Below are 18,669 nucleotides of genomic sequence, written 5' to 3'. Positions count from 1 at the left end.
TGAAGTCGTGGTGCGAAACACAAGATCCTGCCCCTTTTTTCCGGATGCCTGTCGGCATAGTCTGGGCCACCCATAGAAAGTGACGACATATCGCCATGACTGACGAACCTTCTTCTTCGACCGAGATCAGGCACGCGCCATTGGCCGGGGTTATCGGGTTGCCGATCGCCCATTCGCGATCGCCGCGTCTGCATGGGCATTGGCTTAAGCGTTATGGCATCGAAGGAAGCTATCTGGCGATGCCGGTGCGGCCCGAACATCTGGCAGATGTTCTGCGTGTCTTGCCGCGTGCGGGTTTCGTTGGCCTCAATGTCACCATTCCACACAAGGAAGCGGTTTTGACGCTGGCCGATGTGGTAACTGATCGCGCGGCATTGATCGGTGCCGCGAATACGCTGATCTTTCGCCCGGACGGCAAGATCCATGCGGACAATACCGACGGATATGGCTTCATTGCAAATTTGCGCCAGAATGCGCCTGACTGGGATCCTCAGGCGGGTCCTGCCGCGGTGATCGGGGCGGGCGGCGCGGCGCGCGCCGTTGTGGCCTCGTTGCTTGACAGTGGTGTTCGTGAGCTGAGGATCACGAACAGAACGCGGATCAGGTCAGAACAGATCAAGGCAGAATTTGGCGCACGTCTTGTCGTCTATGACTGGGCGCAAGCCGGCAATATGCTTGAAGGGGCGGCGACCGTCGTGAACGCCACCTCTTTGGGCATGACTGGAAAGCAGGCTTTGCGTGTGCCCCTGGACGCACTGTCATCGGATGCGTTGGTCACGGATCTGGTTTATACGCCGCTGATGACCCCATTGCTCATCGAGGCCCGACAGCGGGGTTGCCGCGTTGTGGATGGGCTTGGGATGTTGTTGCATCAGGCGGCGCCGGGTTTTGAACGCTGGTTCGGGCAACGACCGGAGGTCGATGAAGAAACACGGCAGGTCCTTCTGGAATGAGCTTTGTTCTTGGCCTGACCGGCAGCATCGGGATGGGGAAATCGACCACGGCACAGATGTTTCGCGATCGCGGGTATCCCGTATGGGACGCGGATCGTGTCGTACACGATCTGTATGAGCCGGGCGGTGCCGCGGTGGACGCAGTTTCAGCATTGTTCCCGGCGGCCCTGATCGAGAATGCCATTGACCGGGATGTGCTGAAATCCTGTATCGCCAAGGATCCGACGGCATTGACGCGGCTGGAACAGGTCGTTCATCCGATGGTATCTGAAAATCGCCAGGGCTTTCTTGGCGCGAATCGTGATGCCTTGCTTGTGGTGCTGGATATTCCGCTGTTGTTCGAAGGAAACATGGAGCCGGACCTGGACGGCGTTGCCGTGGTTTCGACCAATCGCGAAACCCAGAGGGCGCGGGTTCTGGCCCGGCCGGGCATGACGGAAAGCACGTTCGAGATGATCCTGTCGCGTCAGGTTCCAGATGCTGAAAAGCGGGCGCGGGCAAATTGGGTCATCCCCACCGATACGTTGGATGCCGCCAACGCCGCCGTTGACGCAATTTGCCAAGAGATCGAAGAAAAATGCGTGAGATAGTCCTCGATACGGAAACCACCGGCTTCTATGCGGACAAGGATGATCGGATCGTCGAGATTGGCGCGATCGAACTGGTTGGGCACTTGCCTACTGGGCGCACCTTTCATGTCTATATCAATCCTGAACGCTCGATGCCCCAAGAGGCGTTCGACGTGCATGGGCTGGGTGATGAATTCCTGCGCGACCAACCTAAATTCGCCGAGATTGCGCAGGATTTCGTCGATTTCGTGGCCGAGGATTCCAAGCTGGTCATTCACAATGCCAGCTTTGACATGAAATTCCTGAATGCCGAATTGCAGCGTGCCGGATATGCGCCGCTTGCCTGGAACCGGGCCTTGGACACGCTGGCCATGGCGCGAGACAAGTTTCCCGGTGCGGGTAATTCTCTGGACGCGTTGTGCCGGCGCTTTGGGGTCGACAACTCGGGGCGCGAACTGCATGGCGCGCTGCTGGATTCCGAACTGCTAGCCGAGGTTTATCTGCAGCTGATCGGCGGGCGGCAGCCGGATCTGGTGCTGGACCAACCCGATGACGACGGCGACCAGTCTTCGGGTCAAGATCGGTCGATGACGCGCCGTGCACAGCGCCCGAACCCGTTGCCGCCGCGATTGACGGCCGCCGAGGAACAGGCCCATGCCGTCTTTGTTGAAAAACTGGGCGAAGATTCCGTCTGGGCGCGATACCGGGAATAGAGCGCGGGGTTGCGCCATATCCTGATGCAGCCCATGCTGAGCGAGAATCTGGCAGGAGGTCCGCTCTGGGTCTGTTTCACGAATTTCGCGATTTCTGGTCCGCCATCTTCGAGCGGATGCACAAGATCCATATGGGCCTGATCGCCGCCGGAGTGGCGTTTTATGCGATGTTCGCGGTCTTTCCCGGTCTGGCCGCCATTCTGGCGCTTTGGAGCCTGTGGTTCGACCCGACGGTCATCATGGCCTATGTCGATGTGGCGCATGAATTTCTGCCCGATGGTGCGCAGGAGATCATCGACGCACAGATCCAGTCCATGACGTCGACAGGGCGCACCTCGATCGGTTGGGCGTCGTTTCTGTCGTTCATGGTTGCGACTGTTGCGGCACGGGCCGGTGTCGATGGGCTGGTGCGGGGGTTGAACGCCGCCTATGGCGTCCGCGGTCATTCGACGATCTTTGGCTTTGTCTTGGCCTATGCCTTGACCCTGGCCATTGTCGGTATCTCGCTGGCCGGGCTTGCGACCATCGTGATCGTGCCGGTGATGCTGAATTTCGTGGTGGATGCGCAGGTCCGAATCTGGCTGGTTACCGCCCTGCCATGGGCGGCGATGTTCACATTGGTGATCCTGGGGATCGGAATCCTGTATCGCTATGGACCGAATGTGAAAACGCCACGTACCCCGTTGTTTACCTGGGGGGCATTTTTCGCCACCATTCTTTGGGGCGTCGCTTCGGTGGCGTTTTCAGCCTATCTGGGCAGCTTCAACAGCTATAACCGCATCTACGGATCGATTGGCACGGTGATTGCACTGTTGATGTGGTTCTATCTGGCTGGATTTTCGGTCCTGCTGGGGGCGTTGATCAATGTAGAACTGGCCCGCAGAAGGCGGCTGCACGCGGTCAGGCGTGCAGCCAGATCCGACCGCCTGCCCGATTAAACGGCAAGCCCTTCGGTCGAGGCAAAGAACATTGCCTGACTGACCGCCGACCGGACCTGTTCCTCGCTATATGGTTTCGAGATCAGGAAGGCCGGTTCGGGGCGATCGCCCGTCAACAGGCGTTCCGGGAACGCGGTGATGAAGATCACCGGTATGTCGCCCAGATCGGCCAGCAATTCGTTGACCGCATCAATGCCAGACGATCCGTCGGCCAACTGAATATCAGCAAGAATCAGGTCGGGCCGTGCCTGGCCGGCCAGCTCAATGGCCTGACTGTGGGTTCGTGCAACGCCGGTCACATCGTGGCCCATCGCCTGCACGATGCCCTTCAGATCCATCGCGATGATCATCTCATCCTCGATCACCATGACCTTTCCGCGCAGGGATTGGCCCATTTCCGTCAGCGCGATCTGCACCAGTTCTTCTGCTTCGGGCTGGTCGATCTGCATGACGGTTGCGATCTGATCATAGCGCAGTTCTTCGATGGTGCGCAGCAACAGCGCCTCGCGGGAATTCGGCGTCAGGTCGCGCAGATGGCTTTGGGCGCGTTTTTCGCGCGCACTCTGATCGGCTTCGGCAACCGGCTGACCCGAACTTTGCCAGATCGCGTGAAAGGCGCGGAACAGTCCGACACGGGTGTCATCGGTTTCCGCCATTACCGAACGATCGGTCAGAATCGCCTCCAGCGTGGCGGCGGCATAGTTGTCTCCGGCGCTTTGACTTCCGGTCAGGGCACGTGCGTAACGACGCAGAAACGGAAGCTCGCGCGCGATGGATTGGGCCAGGTCGGCAGACGCCATGATTGTTTCCTCGGTTTTTCTTAATCCAAGCGGAACTTTTATAAGGGCCTAATGGTTGCATCGCGTGCGCACAAGATTTTCGGGATTAACAAAAACATGACTTCGAAACAGGACGACGGTCGCCGCGCGGCGGTCGAAAAGCAGATCGATGAGAACCTGCGGCGCGTCTATGAACAGGACGTGACCGAACAGGTGCCCGATCGCTTTCTTGATTTGCTAAAGAAACTGCGAGAGCAGGAATGAAACAACCAATCAGGCACGCAGGTGCCACGGTGACAGCATGAAAAATACCGTGACGACGGATCCGCGCGATCAATTGGTCGATCACCTCCCTGCGCTACGGGCATTTGCGCTGTCTCTGACGCGAGAGGGTGCCTCGGCGGATGATCTGGTGCAGGACACGATCGTCAAGGCATGGACCAACATGGACAAGTTTCAGGCCGGCACGAATTTGCGCGCCTGGTTGTTCACGATCCTGCGCAACACGTTTTATTCCGCCCGCCGCAAGACCAAGCGGGAGGTCAGCGATACTGATGGCATCCATGCCGCGCGCCAGGCGGCCAAGCCTGACCACGACGGCAAGCTGGCGATGCGCGATTTTCGCCATGCGTTCCAACAGCTTCCGGATGAACAGCGCGAGGCGCTGATCCTGGTTGGCGCATCAGGGTTTTCATACGAAGAAGCCGCCGAGATGACCGGCGTTGCTGTCGGAACCGTGAAATCGCGCGCCAATCGCGGACGCAAGAAGCTGGCGGAGCTGTTGGATTTGAGCGGCACGGATGAACTGGATTTGACCGATCAGGCAACGCGGGCGGTGATCGCCAACAACTATACCGGTTCGCGGTAGGCGGACGGTCCGGTGCTGCGACGGTTTCGGGACAGGTTGGATTTCACGCGACGGCTTGGCTTTCGACTGGCTGCGCTGTTGTCGATGGCGATCCTGCCGATCGGGCTGATGTCCCTGGTCCAGAACCTGCATTTGTCGCGCGATGCACAGGACAGTGCGGAAATCGCGTTGCTTGGGCGCACGGCTTCGGCCGCGGCGGGCGAACGGGCTTTGCTGATCAGCGCATTGGGGTCGGCGGATGCGCTGGGGCCGGCGGTATTGGAAACCATGGACCGGCCCGGCGATTGCTCGGACCTGATGCAGAATTTCATCGAACGCAGCGCAACCTATCTGAATGCAGTCTTCGTGCCGCTGAACGGGATCAGCAAATGCTCGTCCAATCTCGGCGCGGGGGGCAGCGTGGATCTGCGCGACAATGGCGTTTACAAGCAATTCCTGTCCGAGCCGGGAACCATGATCAAATCCGTGCGGCACGGGGCGCTCAGCGGGCAATCGGTGGTGGTGGTGCTGCACCCACTCTATCGTGATCAGCAACTGCTGGGCTATATCGCCCTGTCGTTGACACAGGAATTGCTGCGCTCGACCCATGCCATCAGTTTCGGAACCGAGGGTGCGCGGATCGTGACCTTCAACAACCGGGGTGAAATTCTGACTTCGGACAGCGCCGATCAGGGGCTTGCCGAGGACATATTGCCTGCCGATACCCCGCTGCTCAGTCTTTTGTCGCGCAAGCAGACGACGTTCAGTGCGCAATCGAACGGCGGCGAGATGCGGGTGTTTACCGTGGTTCCGGTCGTTCCCGGTCTTGTCTATGCGCTTGGCAGCTGGAGCCCGAAGATCGCCGGGATCGGGCTTTTGCAACTGTCCAGTTTCGGGGCACTGATGTTTCCGATCGTGCTTTGGCTGGTATCGCTTGGCGTTGCCTATTTCGCGGTGTTCCGGCTGGTCCTGCGTCATATTTCGGTGCTGCGCGGGCAGATGCGCCGTTTCGCCATCGGTAATCGCGACACCCCGCCCGAGGTGCTGCGCGATGCACCGACCGAGATTCGCGATGTCAGTCAGACCTTTCACAACATGGCGCGAATCCTGATCCGGGATGAAGAGGCGATGGAAGAGGCGGTCACCGAAAAAACCGTATTGCTGAAAGAGGTTCACCACCGGGTAAAGAACAACCTTCAGCTGATTGCCTCGATCATCAATATGCAAAGCCGGATGATTGACGATGATGATGCCAAGCGCGTCTTGCGTTCGGTTCAGGATCGTGTCGCCGCCCTGGCTACGATCTATCGCAATCTCTATCAGGCTGAACATCTGGACGCGGTAGAGGCCGATCGCCTGATTGGCGATATCATCAACCAGATGGTCAATGCTTCGGTTGGTCCGGGCAGCAATCTTCGGGTCGACACATCGATCGAACCCTTGACCTTGCTGCCGGATCAGGCCGTGCCACTGTCTTTGCTGGCGACCGAGGCATTCACCAACGCACTGAAATATGCCGGCACCCCGCCGGGCGCGGACGGGCCTTGGGTGCGGGTGGTGCTGCGGGCGGACAGCGATGGGCACGGATTGCTTGAGATCGAGAACTCGACCGGCGCAGGTCAGGGTGAAAACGAAAGCACGGGTCTGGGCAGCCAGTTGATCGAGGCGTTTTCGACCCAGCTTGAAGGGGCCGCTGAAACCCTGGCACAAGATAACAGCTTCGCCCTGCGCCTGCATTTCAAGATCGAGGCACCCGCCTTCATTTCTGGCGACGATCCGCGAAACGTGGTGCTGACATCCGCCGCGCGTGACGGCGCAATTCACTGATATGCGTCTTGTCTGGCCGCGCGCATGCTCTATCTTTGGGGCATGATGTCGCAGAACCCCTTTGATCTGAAAACCGGTGCGGGGCTTCTTGCCTGTCCGCGTTGTGACGCCCTGCATGTCGAAGAGGAACTGGACAGCGGCGAGACCGCGCGTTGCATCCGTTGTGGAACCGTGCTTGCCAAACCGCGCGGCGGGGCGTTCAGTCAGCTGATCGCTCTGGCTTTCACCTCGATGGTGTTGCTGATCGGCGCGGTATTCTTTCCTTTTCTGGAAATCAGCCGCATGGGCTTTGGCAACGCGACGTCATTGTTCGGGGTTGCACTGGCTTTTGCCGATGGCGTTCTTTTGCCGCTGGTTGCCGCCTTGCTGATCATGATTGTCGGCCTGCCGGTCGCGCGGTCCTTTCTGCTGGTCTATACGCTGGCACCCCTTGCCAAGGGCAAGCCGCCAAACCGCCATGCGGCAACGGCATTTCGCTGGTCCGAAGCGATGCGCCCCTGGTCCATGGCCGAGATCTTTATCATTGGCACCGCGGTTGCGCTGGTGAAGGTTGCGGGACTTGCGACGGTTCATCTGGGCCCGGCATTCTGGGCCTTTTGCGGCCTGATCCTGGTGAATTTGGCGTCGCGGGGCTTCATGTGCCATACGACGATATGGGATGCGATCGAGGATGCGGGCCTGCATACCGATGGCCGTGAAATGGTCGAGGGGCGCAATTCATGAGTGAGCAGTCGACGGGTCATCCGATCCTGACGGCCCATCGTGCCGGGCTTGTGGGTTGCCACAGCTGTGGCCGCGTCTGGCCCGAAGATCAGCGCCGTTGCAAACGATGTGGCGCCCGGCTGCACAAGCCGGACCGCCGCGGGTTGCAGGCGGTCTGGGCGTGGTGGTTTGCCGGTCTGATCATGTATATCCCGGCGAATATCTTTCCGATGATGAGCACGCAGACCTTCGCGGGTCTGGCCGGCAATTCCGAGGCGACCATAGCTGAAGGTGTGCTGGAGCTGATCCACCATGGCAGCTATGATATCGCGGCCATCGTCTTTATCGCGTCGATCGTGGTGCCGATTGCGAAATTCCTGTCCATCGCATGGCTTGCGATGGTTGCCGGAAAGCCCGCGACGACGGATCAGGCGCATTCGCGCCTCAAGGTCTTTGAGGTGGTCGAGTTCGTCGGCCGCTGGTCCATGATCGACGTTTTTGTTGTCGCCATTCTGTCCGCGCTTGTGCAGCTTGGCTTTGTTGCATCCATCCATCCGGGATCGGCTGCCGTTTGTTTCGCCCTGTCAGTTGCCTTCACGATGCTTTCTGCGCAAAGCTTTGATCCGCGGCTGATCTGGCGTGGCCTACCGCTGCGCAGCCGCACCAGGGACTGACGGGCAGGGAACATATACTGGAATGACCAACACTCCACCGCCGTTGAAGCCGGCAAGCCCCGTAAGAAAAACGGCCGTACGCGCCGCACAGGCAGGTGTGAACGTGATCTGGCTGGTGCCGATCATCGCCTTGATCGTCACGCTGGCCATCGCCTGGAATGCCTATTCCGATCGCGGCGCCCTGATCGAGGTCGAATTCGCGGATGCCACCGGTATCGTGCCCGGTTCGACCGCATTGCGGTTTCGCGAGATCACTGTCGGGCAGGTCGAAGGTGTCCAGTTTACCGAAGACCTGTCGCGGGTCGAGGTGCAGATCCGGGTCGACAAGGATGTCGCGTCCTATATCGATGCCGACGCGGCCTTCTGGATCGTTCGACCGCAGGTGACCGCGCAGGGGGTCAGCCGTCTTGATACGGTGCTGACGGGTTCGTTTATCGAAGGTTATTGGGACGCCGAGGTCAGCGAACCGCAGCGTCGCTTTGTCGGTGTTGATCGTCCACCGCTTGTGCGCGAAGACGCAAAGGGCACATGGGTAAAGCTGTCCTATGAAAGCGGCGAAGGCCTGACCGAAGGCGCGCCGATCCTTTATCGTGGCATCCAGGTCGGCCGCATGGAAAACCTGCGTCTGGCCGAAGATGGCAATTCTGTGGTGGTGGACGGGTTCATCCAGGCACCACATGATCGCCGCCTGACCAGCGCCACGGTGTTCTGGGACAGTTCGGGTTTTTCGGTGTCCCTGGGCGCGCAGGGGGTGTCGCTGAACGTCAATTCCCTGACCAGCCTGCTGCAGGGCGGGGTGTCGTTTGATACGCCGGTCAGCGGCGGCAAGCCGGTCGATACCGTCGAAGCCTTTCCCGTTCAGCCGGATGAGGCCACCGCACGCAGCAATGTGTTCGTGGCCGATGAAGCGGGGCAATTGCAGCTGACGATGCTGATCGACGAGGCCGTGACCGGTCTGAACAAGGGCGCAGATGTCCAGTTTCAGGGGCTGAATGTCGGCCAGGTCGCCGATCTGGCGGTTCGCGCGACCAGCGATGAAACGACCGGAGCCGGTATCAGCGAAGAGGTGACCCTGGCGATTTCACCCACGCGCCTTGGTCTCGACCCAGACGCCACGCCCGAAGATGCGCTGGATTTCCTGCAACGCGCCGTCGCCGATGGTTTGCGTGCGCGGGTGGCAAGCTCGGGCCTGTTCGGCACCCAATTGGTGATCGAGCTGGTTGAAATTCCCGATGCTCAGGCGGCCGAGATCGACATGGCCGGTGAACCCTTCCCGTTGATCCCGACCGCGCCCGCTGATGTGACCGATTTCACCTCGACGGCACAGGGCGTTCTGACCAAGGTGGGCGATCTGCCCATCGAAGAGGTCATGAACTCGGCGACCGAAATGCTGAACAGCGTGACGGCCTTTGTCCGCTCCGAGGACACCCGCGCAATCCCCGGCAGCTTGCGACAAACCATCGAAGAAGCACAGGCTGCCGCCACGGATTTGCGCGGTGTCCTGCAAGAGCTTCGCGAAAGCGATGCCGCAATCAACGCCGGTGAGGCGATGGCCGCGGCCAGCGAACTGGTCGCCAAGGTGAACGATGCGGCGGATCGCCTGCCGGAATTGCTGGATTCGCTGAATGCCACTGCGGGATCGGTGCGCAATATCGACTTTACCTCGATCGGCGCGGAACTGGATGCCACCCTGCAGGAATTGCGCGATGTCGTCGGCACACAGGCTGCGGCCAACCTGCCTGCGCAGCTTTCGTCGCTGATCAAAACGCTGGAAGGCGCCGCATCCGAGATTTCCGTCGTTGCAGGGGAAATTCGCGATTCAGGTGCGGGCAGCGGCATGGGACGGATGATTCAAGAGGCCACGGCCGCCTTTGAATCGGTTCAGGCCGCGGCGGTTGATGTGCCCGATATGGTCAACCAGATCGATGCCGCCGCCGCCAAGGTCGATGAGGTGAACTTTGCGGCCATAAGCGCGCAAGCCGAAGGAATTCTGGCCGATCTGCGTGCCATGCTGGGCAGCGAGGATGCCGAACGCCTGCCGCGCAACCTGTCCAACACACTCGAGGCCGCTGCCGGTCTGCTGAACGATCTGCGCGATGGGAATGCCGCGGGCAGCCTGAACAACGCGCTCAGTTCGGCAAGTGTCGCAGCGGATGAGGTCGCCAAATCGGTCGAGGAACTGCCCGCGCTGATCCAGCGCTTGCAGGCGACGGCGGCACGTGCGGATTCCGTCATGGCCGCCTATGGCGATCGCTCGGCCTTCAATACCGAAACCATCAACATGCTGCGCGAATTGCGCCGGGCAACCGAATCCTTCGGATCGCTGGCCCGGATGATCGAACGGAATCCGCGTGCATTCATCCTGGGACGATAAAGATGAAAACGACCCGTATTCTTGCTGTGACCTTGCTGGGCGCGACGGTTCTTTCGGCCTGTTCCAACCCCGAAAAGACGGGGCGGTTTCTGATCGACCCGCCTGCGGCACAAACGCGTGTGCCCGACCGGCTGGGGACTGCGGAACTGAAAGACGTATCGTTGCCTGAATACGCGTCGGATCAAGAGGTGATGTGGCAAACGGCGGACGGGGCGGTTCGATCGAACCCCGACAGTCTTTGGGCCGACAATCCTCAGCGTGCGTTTTCCCTGGCGCTTGCGCGCGCCATTTCGGACATGTCGGGGGCAACGGTTGTCAATGAACCCTGGCCCCTGGCCGAGCCACCCAAGCGGGAAATCGAGGTCAGGGTGACGCGTGCGCTGGCACAGTCAAACGGTGTTTATCGCCTGACCGGACGGTATTTCGTGTCCGATGAGGGCAGCGGCGGCACCAATCACGCGCGCAGCTTTGATATTTCGGTGCCCTTGGCCAGCGACCAGCCTGCGTCAATTGCCGCAGCACTGTCGCAGGCAATCGGGCAGCTTGCCGGCCAGATCGCGACGCTTTCGGGGCCGGGCCGCACCGTCGTGACGCGCCGTTCGGTGGCGAATGATCCCTTTGGGCTGGACCCGATTTTCTGACGCGTCATCTTGAAAAGATTGGCGGGCGGCGTTTTTCGCCACCCGCCAAGCCACCCATGGACAAACTGGGAAAGAGAACTTTTTAAACGAACTGTCCATGCAGTGTTCCTGCCCGATGCATTACTGCATGGGAAGGATTCCGTCGCTGACCCGATGTCCCATGACGCGGGCAATCACAGGCAGAACGAACTGATCGAAACATTTCTTGTCCGGCGCAAAGGTGCCGGGTTTTCCGATGCCGCCGCAATCTTCGCAATCGGGGATGGTGCCCCAACAATTCGGGCACGCCCCCAGCGCGCAGGCCATCATTTCGGCATGGTCGATCAGCAAACGGTTTTCCCGTTCCAGCAATCGATATGCGGCCCAGGTGGGGCGGTCAGGTCCGGGCAGAGGAAATCCCTGACCCGACCGCCCCTCGTCCGCCTCCTGCATGATCCTGAGGGCACTGCAGAACGGTTCATTCTTTGCACCCCCCGTCTGGGCACCCCATTGCTGCAGGGCGGCGACAACGTTGTCCAGATGGGATATTTTTTGCGCACACATGGCGAAACACCCTTTCTGTTGATCGGATTCGGGATCAGGGGTGATCCGCAAGGCCCGATGCTTGTGTAAGGGCAGATTGGCGCAACCGGCGTGAAAGCGGCGTGAATCCGGGGCGGGAAAAAGCGTAAAATTGGCCGAAAAACGCGATTCCGGCAAATTTTTTCTTAAAATGGCGGGAATTTATCCGAATGTGGCAACACCGGCGTCGGAAAAGGCGTCGCCGATTGCGTGACCGCCAATGCGCGAATCGCGGCACGGTCATTCACCGGCTGACCCTGCGCCAACTGGCGGGCAAGCCATTTGGTCAATTGCGGGGCCGCCATGGATGTCCCCGACATCACGCCAAAGCTGCCGCTGTTGCGGCCACGGACCAGCATTCCGGCTTGGGTCAGGGCGCGGTCGACGACGGCAAGGCAATCTCCGCCCGCGTCGTCATGCAGCAGCGAACAATAGGGTGACGGGTGCATGCGTTGCCCATCGACCGCCCCGGCACGCAGGCTGTGTTTCCCGCCGGCATAGGCATTCATGGTGCCGCGGCGCAGAACCCGGGGCGCACCGCCATTCTGCGCATCAGTTTCGATCAAGCGTCCGGCCTCGTCATGAATGCGATATTCCGGATCGTGCAGCCAGCTTTGCCGCGCTTCACGGTGAAAACCCCGGATCACCTCATCGCGCTGGACGCCGATCTGGTATTCTGCATCGACCGAGCTTTCGGATATGCCGATCCGCCATTCACCGGCCGGCGCATATGGCTCGTGCAATCTCTCGGGGCAGGTGGGCATCACGATAACCGTCACCCCCTCGCGCCATTGATCGTTCCCAAGATAGCGGGGCGTGTAATAGGCGCGCGCGATTTCCTGACCCGTTGCATCATGCATGACGGTGAACTGCCAGGGCGCGGAAAAAGCGGTCGTGGCCCCCGCCATCCCCGGAGGCGTCAAGGTGATCTGCAGCTTGTTATCGGGCAGACCCTCGCGCACCGGTCCCCAGACCTCAAGCCCGGTGATGGTCCGGTCATCGGGCGGCAAGCGCCAGCCAAGATCCTGACCGGGGTTCAGATGCCCATGCAGACGCGACAGCCGGTGATTGCCGGTGGGCAACACGAAATGAATTGGCCCCAGATCATCGGATCCGGACACCGAAACCGCATCCATGAACTGTTCCAGCAGGCTCGACCCGTCACGTGCGCCAGCGGTCAGCCCGAAGCTGAGATTGACCACCACCGGCAACCTGACCGAGCCGGCCATCAGGCCGCGGCGCTTTTCGATGAACCTGCACAACCGGCGCGCACGGGTGATAATGAACAGCATCGAGGCCAGGATCGACACCGGGGCCAGTGTCCCCATGGAATCCTCGGTGATCTTTGCGGGCAGGTTCACGGCAATTACCGGATGATTGCGCGCCGACGGATCTTCAGGTGAAAACCCTGCCGCCAGCGCGGCGACGGCGGCCCCATGGCCATATGCATATGCCGCGGATGGCGTGGTTGGGCGGCCCATGTCGACCGTGCCGCTTTGACGATAGATCGAGTCTTCTCCCGGGATGTGGCCGCTTGCGGCGGATGTCAGCCATTCATCAATTGCCGTGCCACGCAATTCAATGCCCGAGGGCAGGTCGGCGCCGGTTCCGCCGGGCTGGTGGCGCGCATCCTGAACCCAGATCGACGCGACGCGGCTGTGGCCGTTTTTCAGCCGCAGCGTTTCATGGGCAAAGGGGATCGCATCGTCGATAATGGCGATGATGCAACCGCTTTCCGGGTCGGGCAGCGCATCGTCGGACAGATAGCCGAGCGCGGGGTCGGTCAGGTCAGAGTCGTCGAATTCCTGGGGGGCGGGATTGATCGCATCAGCGGGCAGGATTCCTGCCGGATCATCCAGGAATTGCTCGAAAGCGGAAATCATCGCCTGCGCTATCATGACCCAAAGCTCCTGCGGATCAGATCCTCCAGCGTCTCTTGCATCTGGCCGGGCAGTTCGCTGCCGGCATCCGGGTCGTAATCCGGCAGCGGTTCGGTTTCCTTGCGGCTGGCGCGCAGCCCGTGCCAGTAATGCAGATAGGGAGAAAGGCCCGGGCGATAGCTGCCATAGGCGGCTTGCGGTGAATCCCAGGTCGCCGATGGGCGGGATGGGTGTTCTTCGTCCTTTCCCTTGCATTTCAGCTCCACCGTTGCCCCCATTCATTCATTGCACGCATGACCAGCGACCCCCACATCGGCGCAGGGCGAACCGCTGTGGCCGCGCCGGTGAAATCCGCCGAAGGATCGGTGCCGTTCGTCATTTCATTCAGGATGGCATAGTGGAAATCGCGGGCCTGACCGCCATTGGTGAACTGGGTGCCGTCAAAGCTGGCATTGCCGACCTTGCCAGAGCCGTTGATCTGTGCGCCGGCGCGGGCAGCCAGATACCGGCCCAACTGGATCCCAAGCACGGCCCCCGCGGCGCTGTCGGCGGGGAAATGGACGCCGGCGACGGTGCGGTTTATCGCGATACGACAGGCCAGGCGATAAAGCTGGCTGTCTGGTGCGACCGTCGCGGCGGGGTTTTCAAGCAGGCTGAGAACCGTCGCCAGTGTAAAGGCCTGTGTCGCGTGCCCGCTTGGCAGGGTGGCGTGGCTTGGGCAGGTGATCATCGGCTGGATGCGGTTGCTGAACTGTGTCGGACGCGGGCAACCAAGCGCCAGCTTGACCCGCATGACCACGAAAGTGGCCACGTCCAGGGCGGTGAACAGCGCCTCGCGGATGGCCGGCGAACGGCTGGCCTCGATCGGCATGATACTGGCGAAGAAGGGCACAAGATGCTGGGTTTGAACCTGAATTTCGGCCGAACGGTCGGCGCGAAGCTCGGCATAATTGGCGACCATCTGCGTGGCCTCGCTGAACTCGGCCAGACCGGGGCGGGTGATCTGGGCCAGCGATACATAGCTGGCGTTCAGGGCATCGCCATCCGTCGTCCGGCGCAACACCGTGACCGTTTGGCTGGTGTTTTCAGCAGGGGCGTAATCGGTGAAGGAAAAGGAAATATCCTCCAGCAACTCGCCTGCCATGACGGCGGCGCGATGGTCCCCGTCCAGCCGTTCCAGGCGCGCGGCCATATCCAGTGACGACGCCGTGCCGGCATCGGGCGAAATCAGCTCTGCACCCGCGATGGCATCTCGGGCGCGCATCAGTGCCATTGTCATCAGGGAAGACCCTTCGCCGCCCCCTACACCCTGGGCATTTTGTGCGTTTTGCGCATTCTGTGCGTTCTGAGCATTTTGTGCATTTTGCGCATTCAACAACGACATAGCGGCCTACCCTCCTGCCAACCTGCGGAATTTTGATCCGGGTTGTTTTTCTGTGTCATTCTGGCTGATTGAAGATTAACACAATGTCTTGAACACAGCGACGGATAAGTTCCGTGAGCCAATTGGTACTGCGCCTTGCCGGGCCTGTTTCGTTGACAGGACCCGAGAACGAGAACCTGACCCCGCGCGGGATGAAGGCGCGCGGGGCCTTGGCCGTTATCGGGTCATCGACCGGTATGCGCATCGCCCGGCCCAAGCTTCAGGATCTGCTGTTCAGCGAACGCGATGCCGAACACGGATCAGCAAGTCTGCGGCAGTTGCTGCGTGAAATCCGGATCGCTCTCGGGCCGCATCGGGCCGCGATGATCACCGGACCCGGATGGGTCGGGTTTGACAATGCGCTTGTGCGGCTGGACATGGCAGGTCACGTCGGGGTGGATGGGCGCAGGGCGGAATTTGCGGCTGATCTTGATATCGCGGATCCCGAGTTCGAGGATTGGCTACGCGATGCCCGGATCCATTACGAGGATCAGGCCGATCAGGTTCTGGCGGAAACCGTCACCGATGATGCCGTTCCCACCCTGATCGTGCAGGTTCCGGTGACCTCGGATGCGCAATCTGCGGTCGCATCGGCAATGGTCTTGCAAGAGGCTGCTTCGCGTGTTGCGGACATGCTGCCGATTCAGGTCTTGAATGGTGATCCCGGAATTGGCCGTATCGCCGTGGGAATCGAGCTTGGCGCGATGGCGAGCCGCATGGGCAATGATATTGTCCTGCTGTTTACTGCCAGGCTTCGAAGCGATGGCCGGATGTTGTGGACACGGCGCTTTGCCCTGCCATCGGACGACATGAACGCTGCGTTGCGCCGGATTGCCGGAGGTGTTGCCGTCGCCATCATGCACGGGCTGGAACATCTGCGTGACGTGGTGCCCGATGCGTCGGTCCGACGCATGCCTTTGCAGGATGTCTTCAGCTATTCCGCATCGCGCCTGAGCCGCGCTGACGAACAGCTTTCGCAGATCGATCCCAATGGCGATCGGGCCGTTATCCTGGCGCTACGATCCTATATCCGCCACACCATGCTGCTGGAACGGCTGTCGCGCGACCCTGATGCCGATTCCGAACTGGCCGCTGAAATGGCCGGACGGGCCCGCGAATTGTCGCCGGGCAACCCGACCGCCCTTGGGGTCAACGCCATGGTGGCCGCCTGGAAGGGGCAGTTTGAAACCTCGTTCGACATGGCAAGGCATGCGATCGCGATCGATGATGAAAACCCGATTGCGCGTCTTGCCTATTCCAGCGCCCTGACCAGCATGGGGTACCACCGCGAAGCCGAAGCCGAGGCCAGCGCCGCACATCTCAGTGCGTTGTCCGAGTTGGGTCCGGCGGCGTGGGTTCTGCGCCGGGCGATTGCCGCGACGCGGGTCGGTGACCTGAAATCCGCGGAACGTTATTTCGCGACAACGCATGGATATGCACCGCAGAATCGGCCGGCTTTGCGGTTTCTAAGCGCAATCAGGTATCAGTTGGGCGATGAAACCGGCGCGATAGACGCGCTTCGGAAACTGAAGAAGCTGGAGCCGGATTTTACCTTGGAGCTGATGGCCAGCGATCAGTATCCGGTGGAATCCCTGCGTCGTGCCGGGTTGCTGCGCGTAACGAAATCGGGGCTGATCTAGGGGCGCAACCGGGCGATGATCTGGCCATGCAGGCGGGGCCCGGCAACGACAAGGCCGTCAACCATTGCGCGGGGGCTGTTGAAGCGCATCGGCTTGCCGCGCCGGTCGGTGGCCAGCGCCCCTGCCCGTTCGGCAATCAGGCTGCCCGCGGCGATATCCCATTCCCAGGCCATGCGCAGCGACAATGCCGCGTCAAAGCGCCCTTCCCCGGCAAGGCACAGACGCCATGCCAACGAGGGGCGAAATTCCCGTTGGAAGGCCGGGGGCTGGTCGTCGCGCCACCAATGCGGTTCGGATACCGCACGATAGGTCAGAATGTGCGCTTCGTCCAGATTCTGGTCGCTGGGGCCGATGGGCTGCCCGTTCTTCAGGGCTGGCCCATCAGCATGGGCCACATAGCAACAATCGCTGACCGGCAGATAGACCACCGCGGCCACGATCCTGTCGCCATCTGCCACCGCCAGAGAATGGGAAAACCCTTCTTGTCCGGCGATAAAGGCGCGGGTGCCGTCAATCGGGTCGATGATAAAGCATTTGCGCGCGTCCAGCCGCGACGGATCCGCCTCGCTTTCCTCGGACAGCCAGCCATAATCGGGACGGGTCGATGCCAGAATACCCTGCACTTCTTCGTTGACGGCCAGATCGGCCTCGGTCACGGGGCCGGCCCCGTCGGGTTTTTCCCAACTGCGCGGTTGTTTCTGCCAATATTGCAAGGCCACACGGCCCGCCGCGCGCGCCGCCTGTTCCAGCAAGGCCAGATCCTGTTCATGCTCCGGCAACGGTCATCCCCCTGACAAGCAGGCTTGGAACCTCGGCGCCGCGCCATGGCGGGGCATCATTGGCCGCAGTCAGCGACAACAGCATATCCTTCAGGTTGCCCGCAATCGTGCATTCATTGACAGCATAGGCGATCTGGCCGTTTTCAACCCAGAATCCTGCCGCGCCACGCGAATAATCCCCCGTGGTGCCATTGATCGACGCCCCCAGCATCGAGGTGACGACAAGGCCGGTCCCCATCTCTGCGATCAGATCGTCGCGACTGCGCGTGCCGGGCGTCAGAATCACGTTGCTGTTCGTCGGTGACGGTGCCGAGGCCAGGCCGCGCGCCGCGGATGCGGTGCTGTCCATGCCCAGTTTTCGTGCATTGGCCAGATCCAGTGTCCAGCCCCGCAAGATGCCGTCTGCGATTATGTCGCGGGGGCTCGTTGCCAGACCTTCGGCGTCAAAAGGGCGCGAAGACGGAAAGCGAGTCCGCAGCGGGTCTTCGTGCAAGGTCATTCCCGCCGGCAGCACCTGTTCGTCCAGCGACTTGCGCAGCCAGCTGGCCCCGCGTGCAACGGCAGAGCCATTCACCGCCGACAACAGATGACCGATCAGCGAAGATGAGACCCGCTGATCATACAGGATCGGAAATGCCCCGGTTGGCGGTTTGCGAGATCCGGTCCGTGCCAGCGTGCGTTCGGCGGCCAGCCGGCCGATATCTTCGGGAGCGGGCAGATCCGCCGCCCAGACACGCGCTTCGGCGGCATAATCACGTTCCATCGACAGGCCTTCGCCGGTGATCGCGACCGCCGAGATGACATGGGTCGTGCGTCCATAGCCCCCCGAGAACCCGTTGCTTGCCGCCATCCAGATCTGACGGCGGCTGAAGCTGGCATTCGCGCTTTCGACCTGCGAAATGCCCCGGCTTTGCAATGCCGCCGCCTCGGCGCGCAGCGCCAGATCCTGCAAATGCGCCGGAGAAGGATCGGGAAGGTTGTCGCATATTTCCAGATCCTGCGCGTCACGCCGGGCCGCCAATTGGCCGGGTTCGGCCAGTCCAAGCGCGTCATCCACCGGGGCCTCGCGCGCCATTGCAACGGCACGGGCCGCCATTTCGTCGATGCTGGCGGCGCTGTGATCCGAAGCCGAAACACATGCCTGCCGGCCACCGATCAGGACGCGCAGCCCGATTTCGATCGCTTCGGCGCGATCGGCATGTTCCAGAGCGCCGGCTCTTACGTCTATGCTGGTCGACTGACCGGCCACGGCCATTGCGTCGGCCTCGTCGGCGCCTGCCTTTCTGGCGGCCGCGATCAGGGTCTCGGCCAGATTGCCGAGATCGGCGGTGTCGTTCTTCGCGGTTGTGTTGCTGGCCATCATACCCTC

19 protein-coding genes are annotated in these 18,669 nt (G+C 61.1%); 12 read left to right on the top strand and 7 right to left on the bottom strand.

Going from position 1 to position 18,669, the window contains the following annotated elements; all coding sequences use genetic code 11:
• Positions 1-95 precede the first annotated feature (95 nt).
• The 4 genes from PAF17_RS11685 to PAF17_RS11670 all read left to right on the top strand — a co-directional run bounded on the left by PAF17_RS11685 (position 96) and on the right by PAF17_RS11670 (position 3,173).
• Complete coding sequence (locus PAF17_RS11685; RefSeq protein ID WP_271889277.1) at positions 96-953, top strand: shikimate dehydrogenase; 858 nt, start codon at positions 96-98, stop codon at positions 951-953.
• On the top strand, positions 950-1,543 hold the full coding sequence (gene coaE / locus PAF17_RS11680; protein WP_271889276.1) for a dephospho-CoA kinase: 594 nt from the start codon (positions 950-952) through the stop codon (positions 1,541-1,543). The genes PAF17_RS11685 and coaE overlap by 4 nt, the downstream gene beginning before the upstream one ends.
• The gene (gene dnaQ, locus PAF17_RS11675; protein WP_271889275.1) at positions 1,531-2,235 is read left to right on the top strand and encodes a DNA polymerase III subunit epsilon; all 705 of its coding nucleotides are present in this window, start codon (positions 1,531-1,533) and stop codon (positions 2,233-2,235) included. The genes coaE and dnaQ overlap by 13 nt, the downstream gene beginning before the upstream one ends.
• A gap of 65 nt (positions 2,236-2,300) precedes the next feature.
• The gene (locus PAF17_RS11670; RefSeq protein WP_334223668.1) at positions 2,301-3,173 is read left to right on the top strand and encodes a YihY/virulence factor BrkB family protein; all 873 of its coding nucleotides are present in this window, start codon (positions 2,301-2,303) and stop codon (positions 3,171-3,173) included.
• Here PAF17_RS11670 and PAF17_RS11665 read toward each other — a convergent pair.
• Positions 3,170-3,973, bottom strand: a complete 804-nt coding sequence (locus PAF17_RS11665) for a response regulator (protein WP_271889274.1) — start codon at positions 3,971-3,973, stop codon at positions 3,170-3,172. The genes PAF17_RS11670 and PAF17_RS11665 overlap by 4 nt on opposite strands.
• 96 nt (positions 3,974-4,069) lie before the next feature.
• Here PAF17_RS11665 and PAF17_RS11660 point away from each other — a divergent pair, with 96 nt between their 5' ends.
• Genes PAF17_RS11660 through PAF17_RS11630 form a run of 7 tightly spaced genes read left to right on the top strand, consistent with a single transcriptional unit; the run spans position 4,070 to position 11,017 of the window.
• Positions 4,070-4,216 carry a NepR family anti-sigma factor gene (locus PAF17_RS11660; RefSeq protein ID WP_271889273.1) on the top strand — a complete coding sequence of 49 codons (147 nt, stop codon included), beginning with the start codon at positions 4,070-4,072 and terminating at the stop codon, positions 4,214-4,216.
• Positions 4,217-4,253: 37 nt separating this feature from the next.
• On the top strand, positions 4,254-4,820 hold the full coding sequence (locus tag PAF17_RS11655; protein WP_271889272.1) for an RNA polymerase sigma factor: 567 nt from the start codon (positions 4,254-4,256) through the stop codon (positions 4,818-4,820).
• Positions 4,821-4,832: 12 nt separating this feature from the next.
• Positions 4,833-6,626 (top strand): sensor histidine kinase, encoded by a 1,794-nt coding sequence (locus PAF17_RS11650; RefSeq protein ID WP_271889271.1) that lies wholly within the window; start codon positions 4,833-4,835, stop codon positions 6,624-6,626.
• A gap of 24 nt (positions 6,627-6,650) precedes the next feature.
• Positions 6,651-7,349, top strand: coding sequence for a paraquat-inducible protein A (locus tag PAF17_RS11645; protein WP_271889270.1), 699 nt, complete (start codon positions 6,651-6,653; stop codon positions 7,347-7,349).
• The gene (locus PAF17_RS11640; protein WP_271889269.1) at positions 7,346-8,002 is read left to right on the top strand and encodes a paraquat-inducible protein A; all 657 of its coding nucleotides are present in this window, start codon (positions 7,346-7,348) and stop codon (positions 8,000-8,002) included. Before PAF17_RS11645 ends, PAF17_RS11640 begins: the two co-directional genes overlap by 4 nt.
• A 22-nt stretch (positions 8,003-8,024) precedes the next feature.
• The gene (locus PAF17_RS11635; protein ID WP_271889268.1) at positions 8,025-10,376 is read left to right on the top strand and encodes an MlaD family protein; all 2,352 of its coding nucleotides are present in this window, start codon (positions 8,025-8,027) and stop codon (positions 10,374-10,376) included.
• Between the two features lie 2 nt (positions 10,377-10,378).
• Positions 10,379-11,017 (top strand): PqiC family protein, encoded by a 639-nt coding sequence (locus PAF17_RS11630; RefSeq protein WP_271889267.1) that lies wholly within the window; start codon positions 10,379-10,381, stop codon positions 11,015-11,017.
• Positions 11,018-11,137: 120 nt separating this feature from the next.
• Here the strand turns inward: PAF17_RS11630 and PAF17_RS11625 are convergent, their stop codons facing one another.
• From PAF17_RS11625 to PAF17_RS11610, 4 genes are all read right to left on the bottom strand, one after another.
• Entirely contained in the window at positions 11,138-11,560 is a 423-nt protein-coding gene (locus PAF17_RS11625; protein WP_271889266.1) for a hypothetical protein, read from the bottom strand.
• Between the two features lie 164 nt (positions 11,561-11,724).
• Entirely contained in the window at positions 11,725-13,476 is a 1,752-nt protein-coding gene (locus PAF17_RS11620) for a S8/S53 family peptidase (protein WP_271889265.1), read from the bottom strand.
• The gene (locus tag PAF17_RS11615) at positions 13,473-13,724 is read right to left on the bottom strand and encodes a hypothetical protein (protein ID WP_271889264.1); all 252 of its coding nucleotides are present in this window, start codon (positions 13,722-13,724) and stop codon (positions 13,473-13,475) included. The genes PAF17_RS11620 and PAF17_RS11615 overlap by 4 nt, the downstream gene beginning before the upstream one ends.
• Entirely contained in the window at positions 13,715-14,737 is a 1,023-nt protein-coding gene (locus tag PAF17_RS11610) for a phosphatase PAP2 family protein (protein ID WP_271889263.1), read from the bottom strand. Before PAF17_RS11610 ends, PAF17_RS11615 begins: the two co-directional genes overlap by 10 nt.
• 218 nt (positions 14,738-14,955) lie before the next feature.
• On the opposite strand from PAF17_RS11610, the gene PAF17_RS11605 reads away from it, so the two are divergent.
• Positions 14,956-16,521, top strand: coding sequence for a tetratricopeptide repeat protein (locus PAF17_RS11605; RefSeq protein WP_271889262.1), 1,566 nt, complete (start codon positions 14,956-14,958; stop codon positions 16,519-16,521).
• On the opposite strand, the gene PAF17_RS11600 is transcribed toward PAF17_RS11605, so the two are convergent.
• Positions 16,518-17,300, bottom strand: coding sequence for an inositol monophosphatase family protein (locus PAF17_RS11600; protein WP_271889261.1), 783 nt, complete (start codon positions 17,298-17,300; stop codon positions 16,518-16,520). The two genes, PAF17_RS11605 and PAF17_RS11600, sit on opposite strands and share 4 nt — an antisense overlap.
• A complete protein-coding gene (locus PAF17_RS11595; protein WP_271889260.1) occupies positions 17,287-18,660 on the bottom strand; it encodes a TldD/PmbA family protein in 1,374 nt (457 codons plus the stop codon). Before PAF17_RS11595 ends, PAF17_RS11600 begins: the two co-directional genes overlap by 14 nt.
• Positions 18,661-18,669 lie beyond the last annotated feature (9 nt).

It is taken from the genome of Paracoccus onchidii, from assembly GCF_028294535.1.
In the GTDB taxonomy this organism is placed as follows: domain Bacteria; phylum Pseudomonadota; class Alphaproteobacteria; order Rhodobacterales; family Rhodobacteraceae; genus Paracoccus; species Paracoccus onchidii.
The sequence above is the reverse complement of the archived record's forward strand: the minus strand, read 5'-3'. Positions and strand labels throughout refer to the sequence as shown.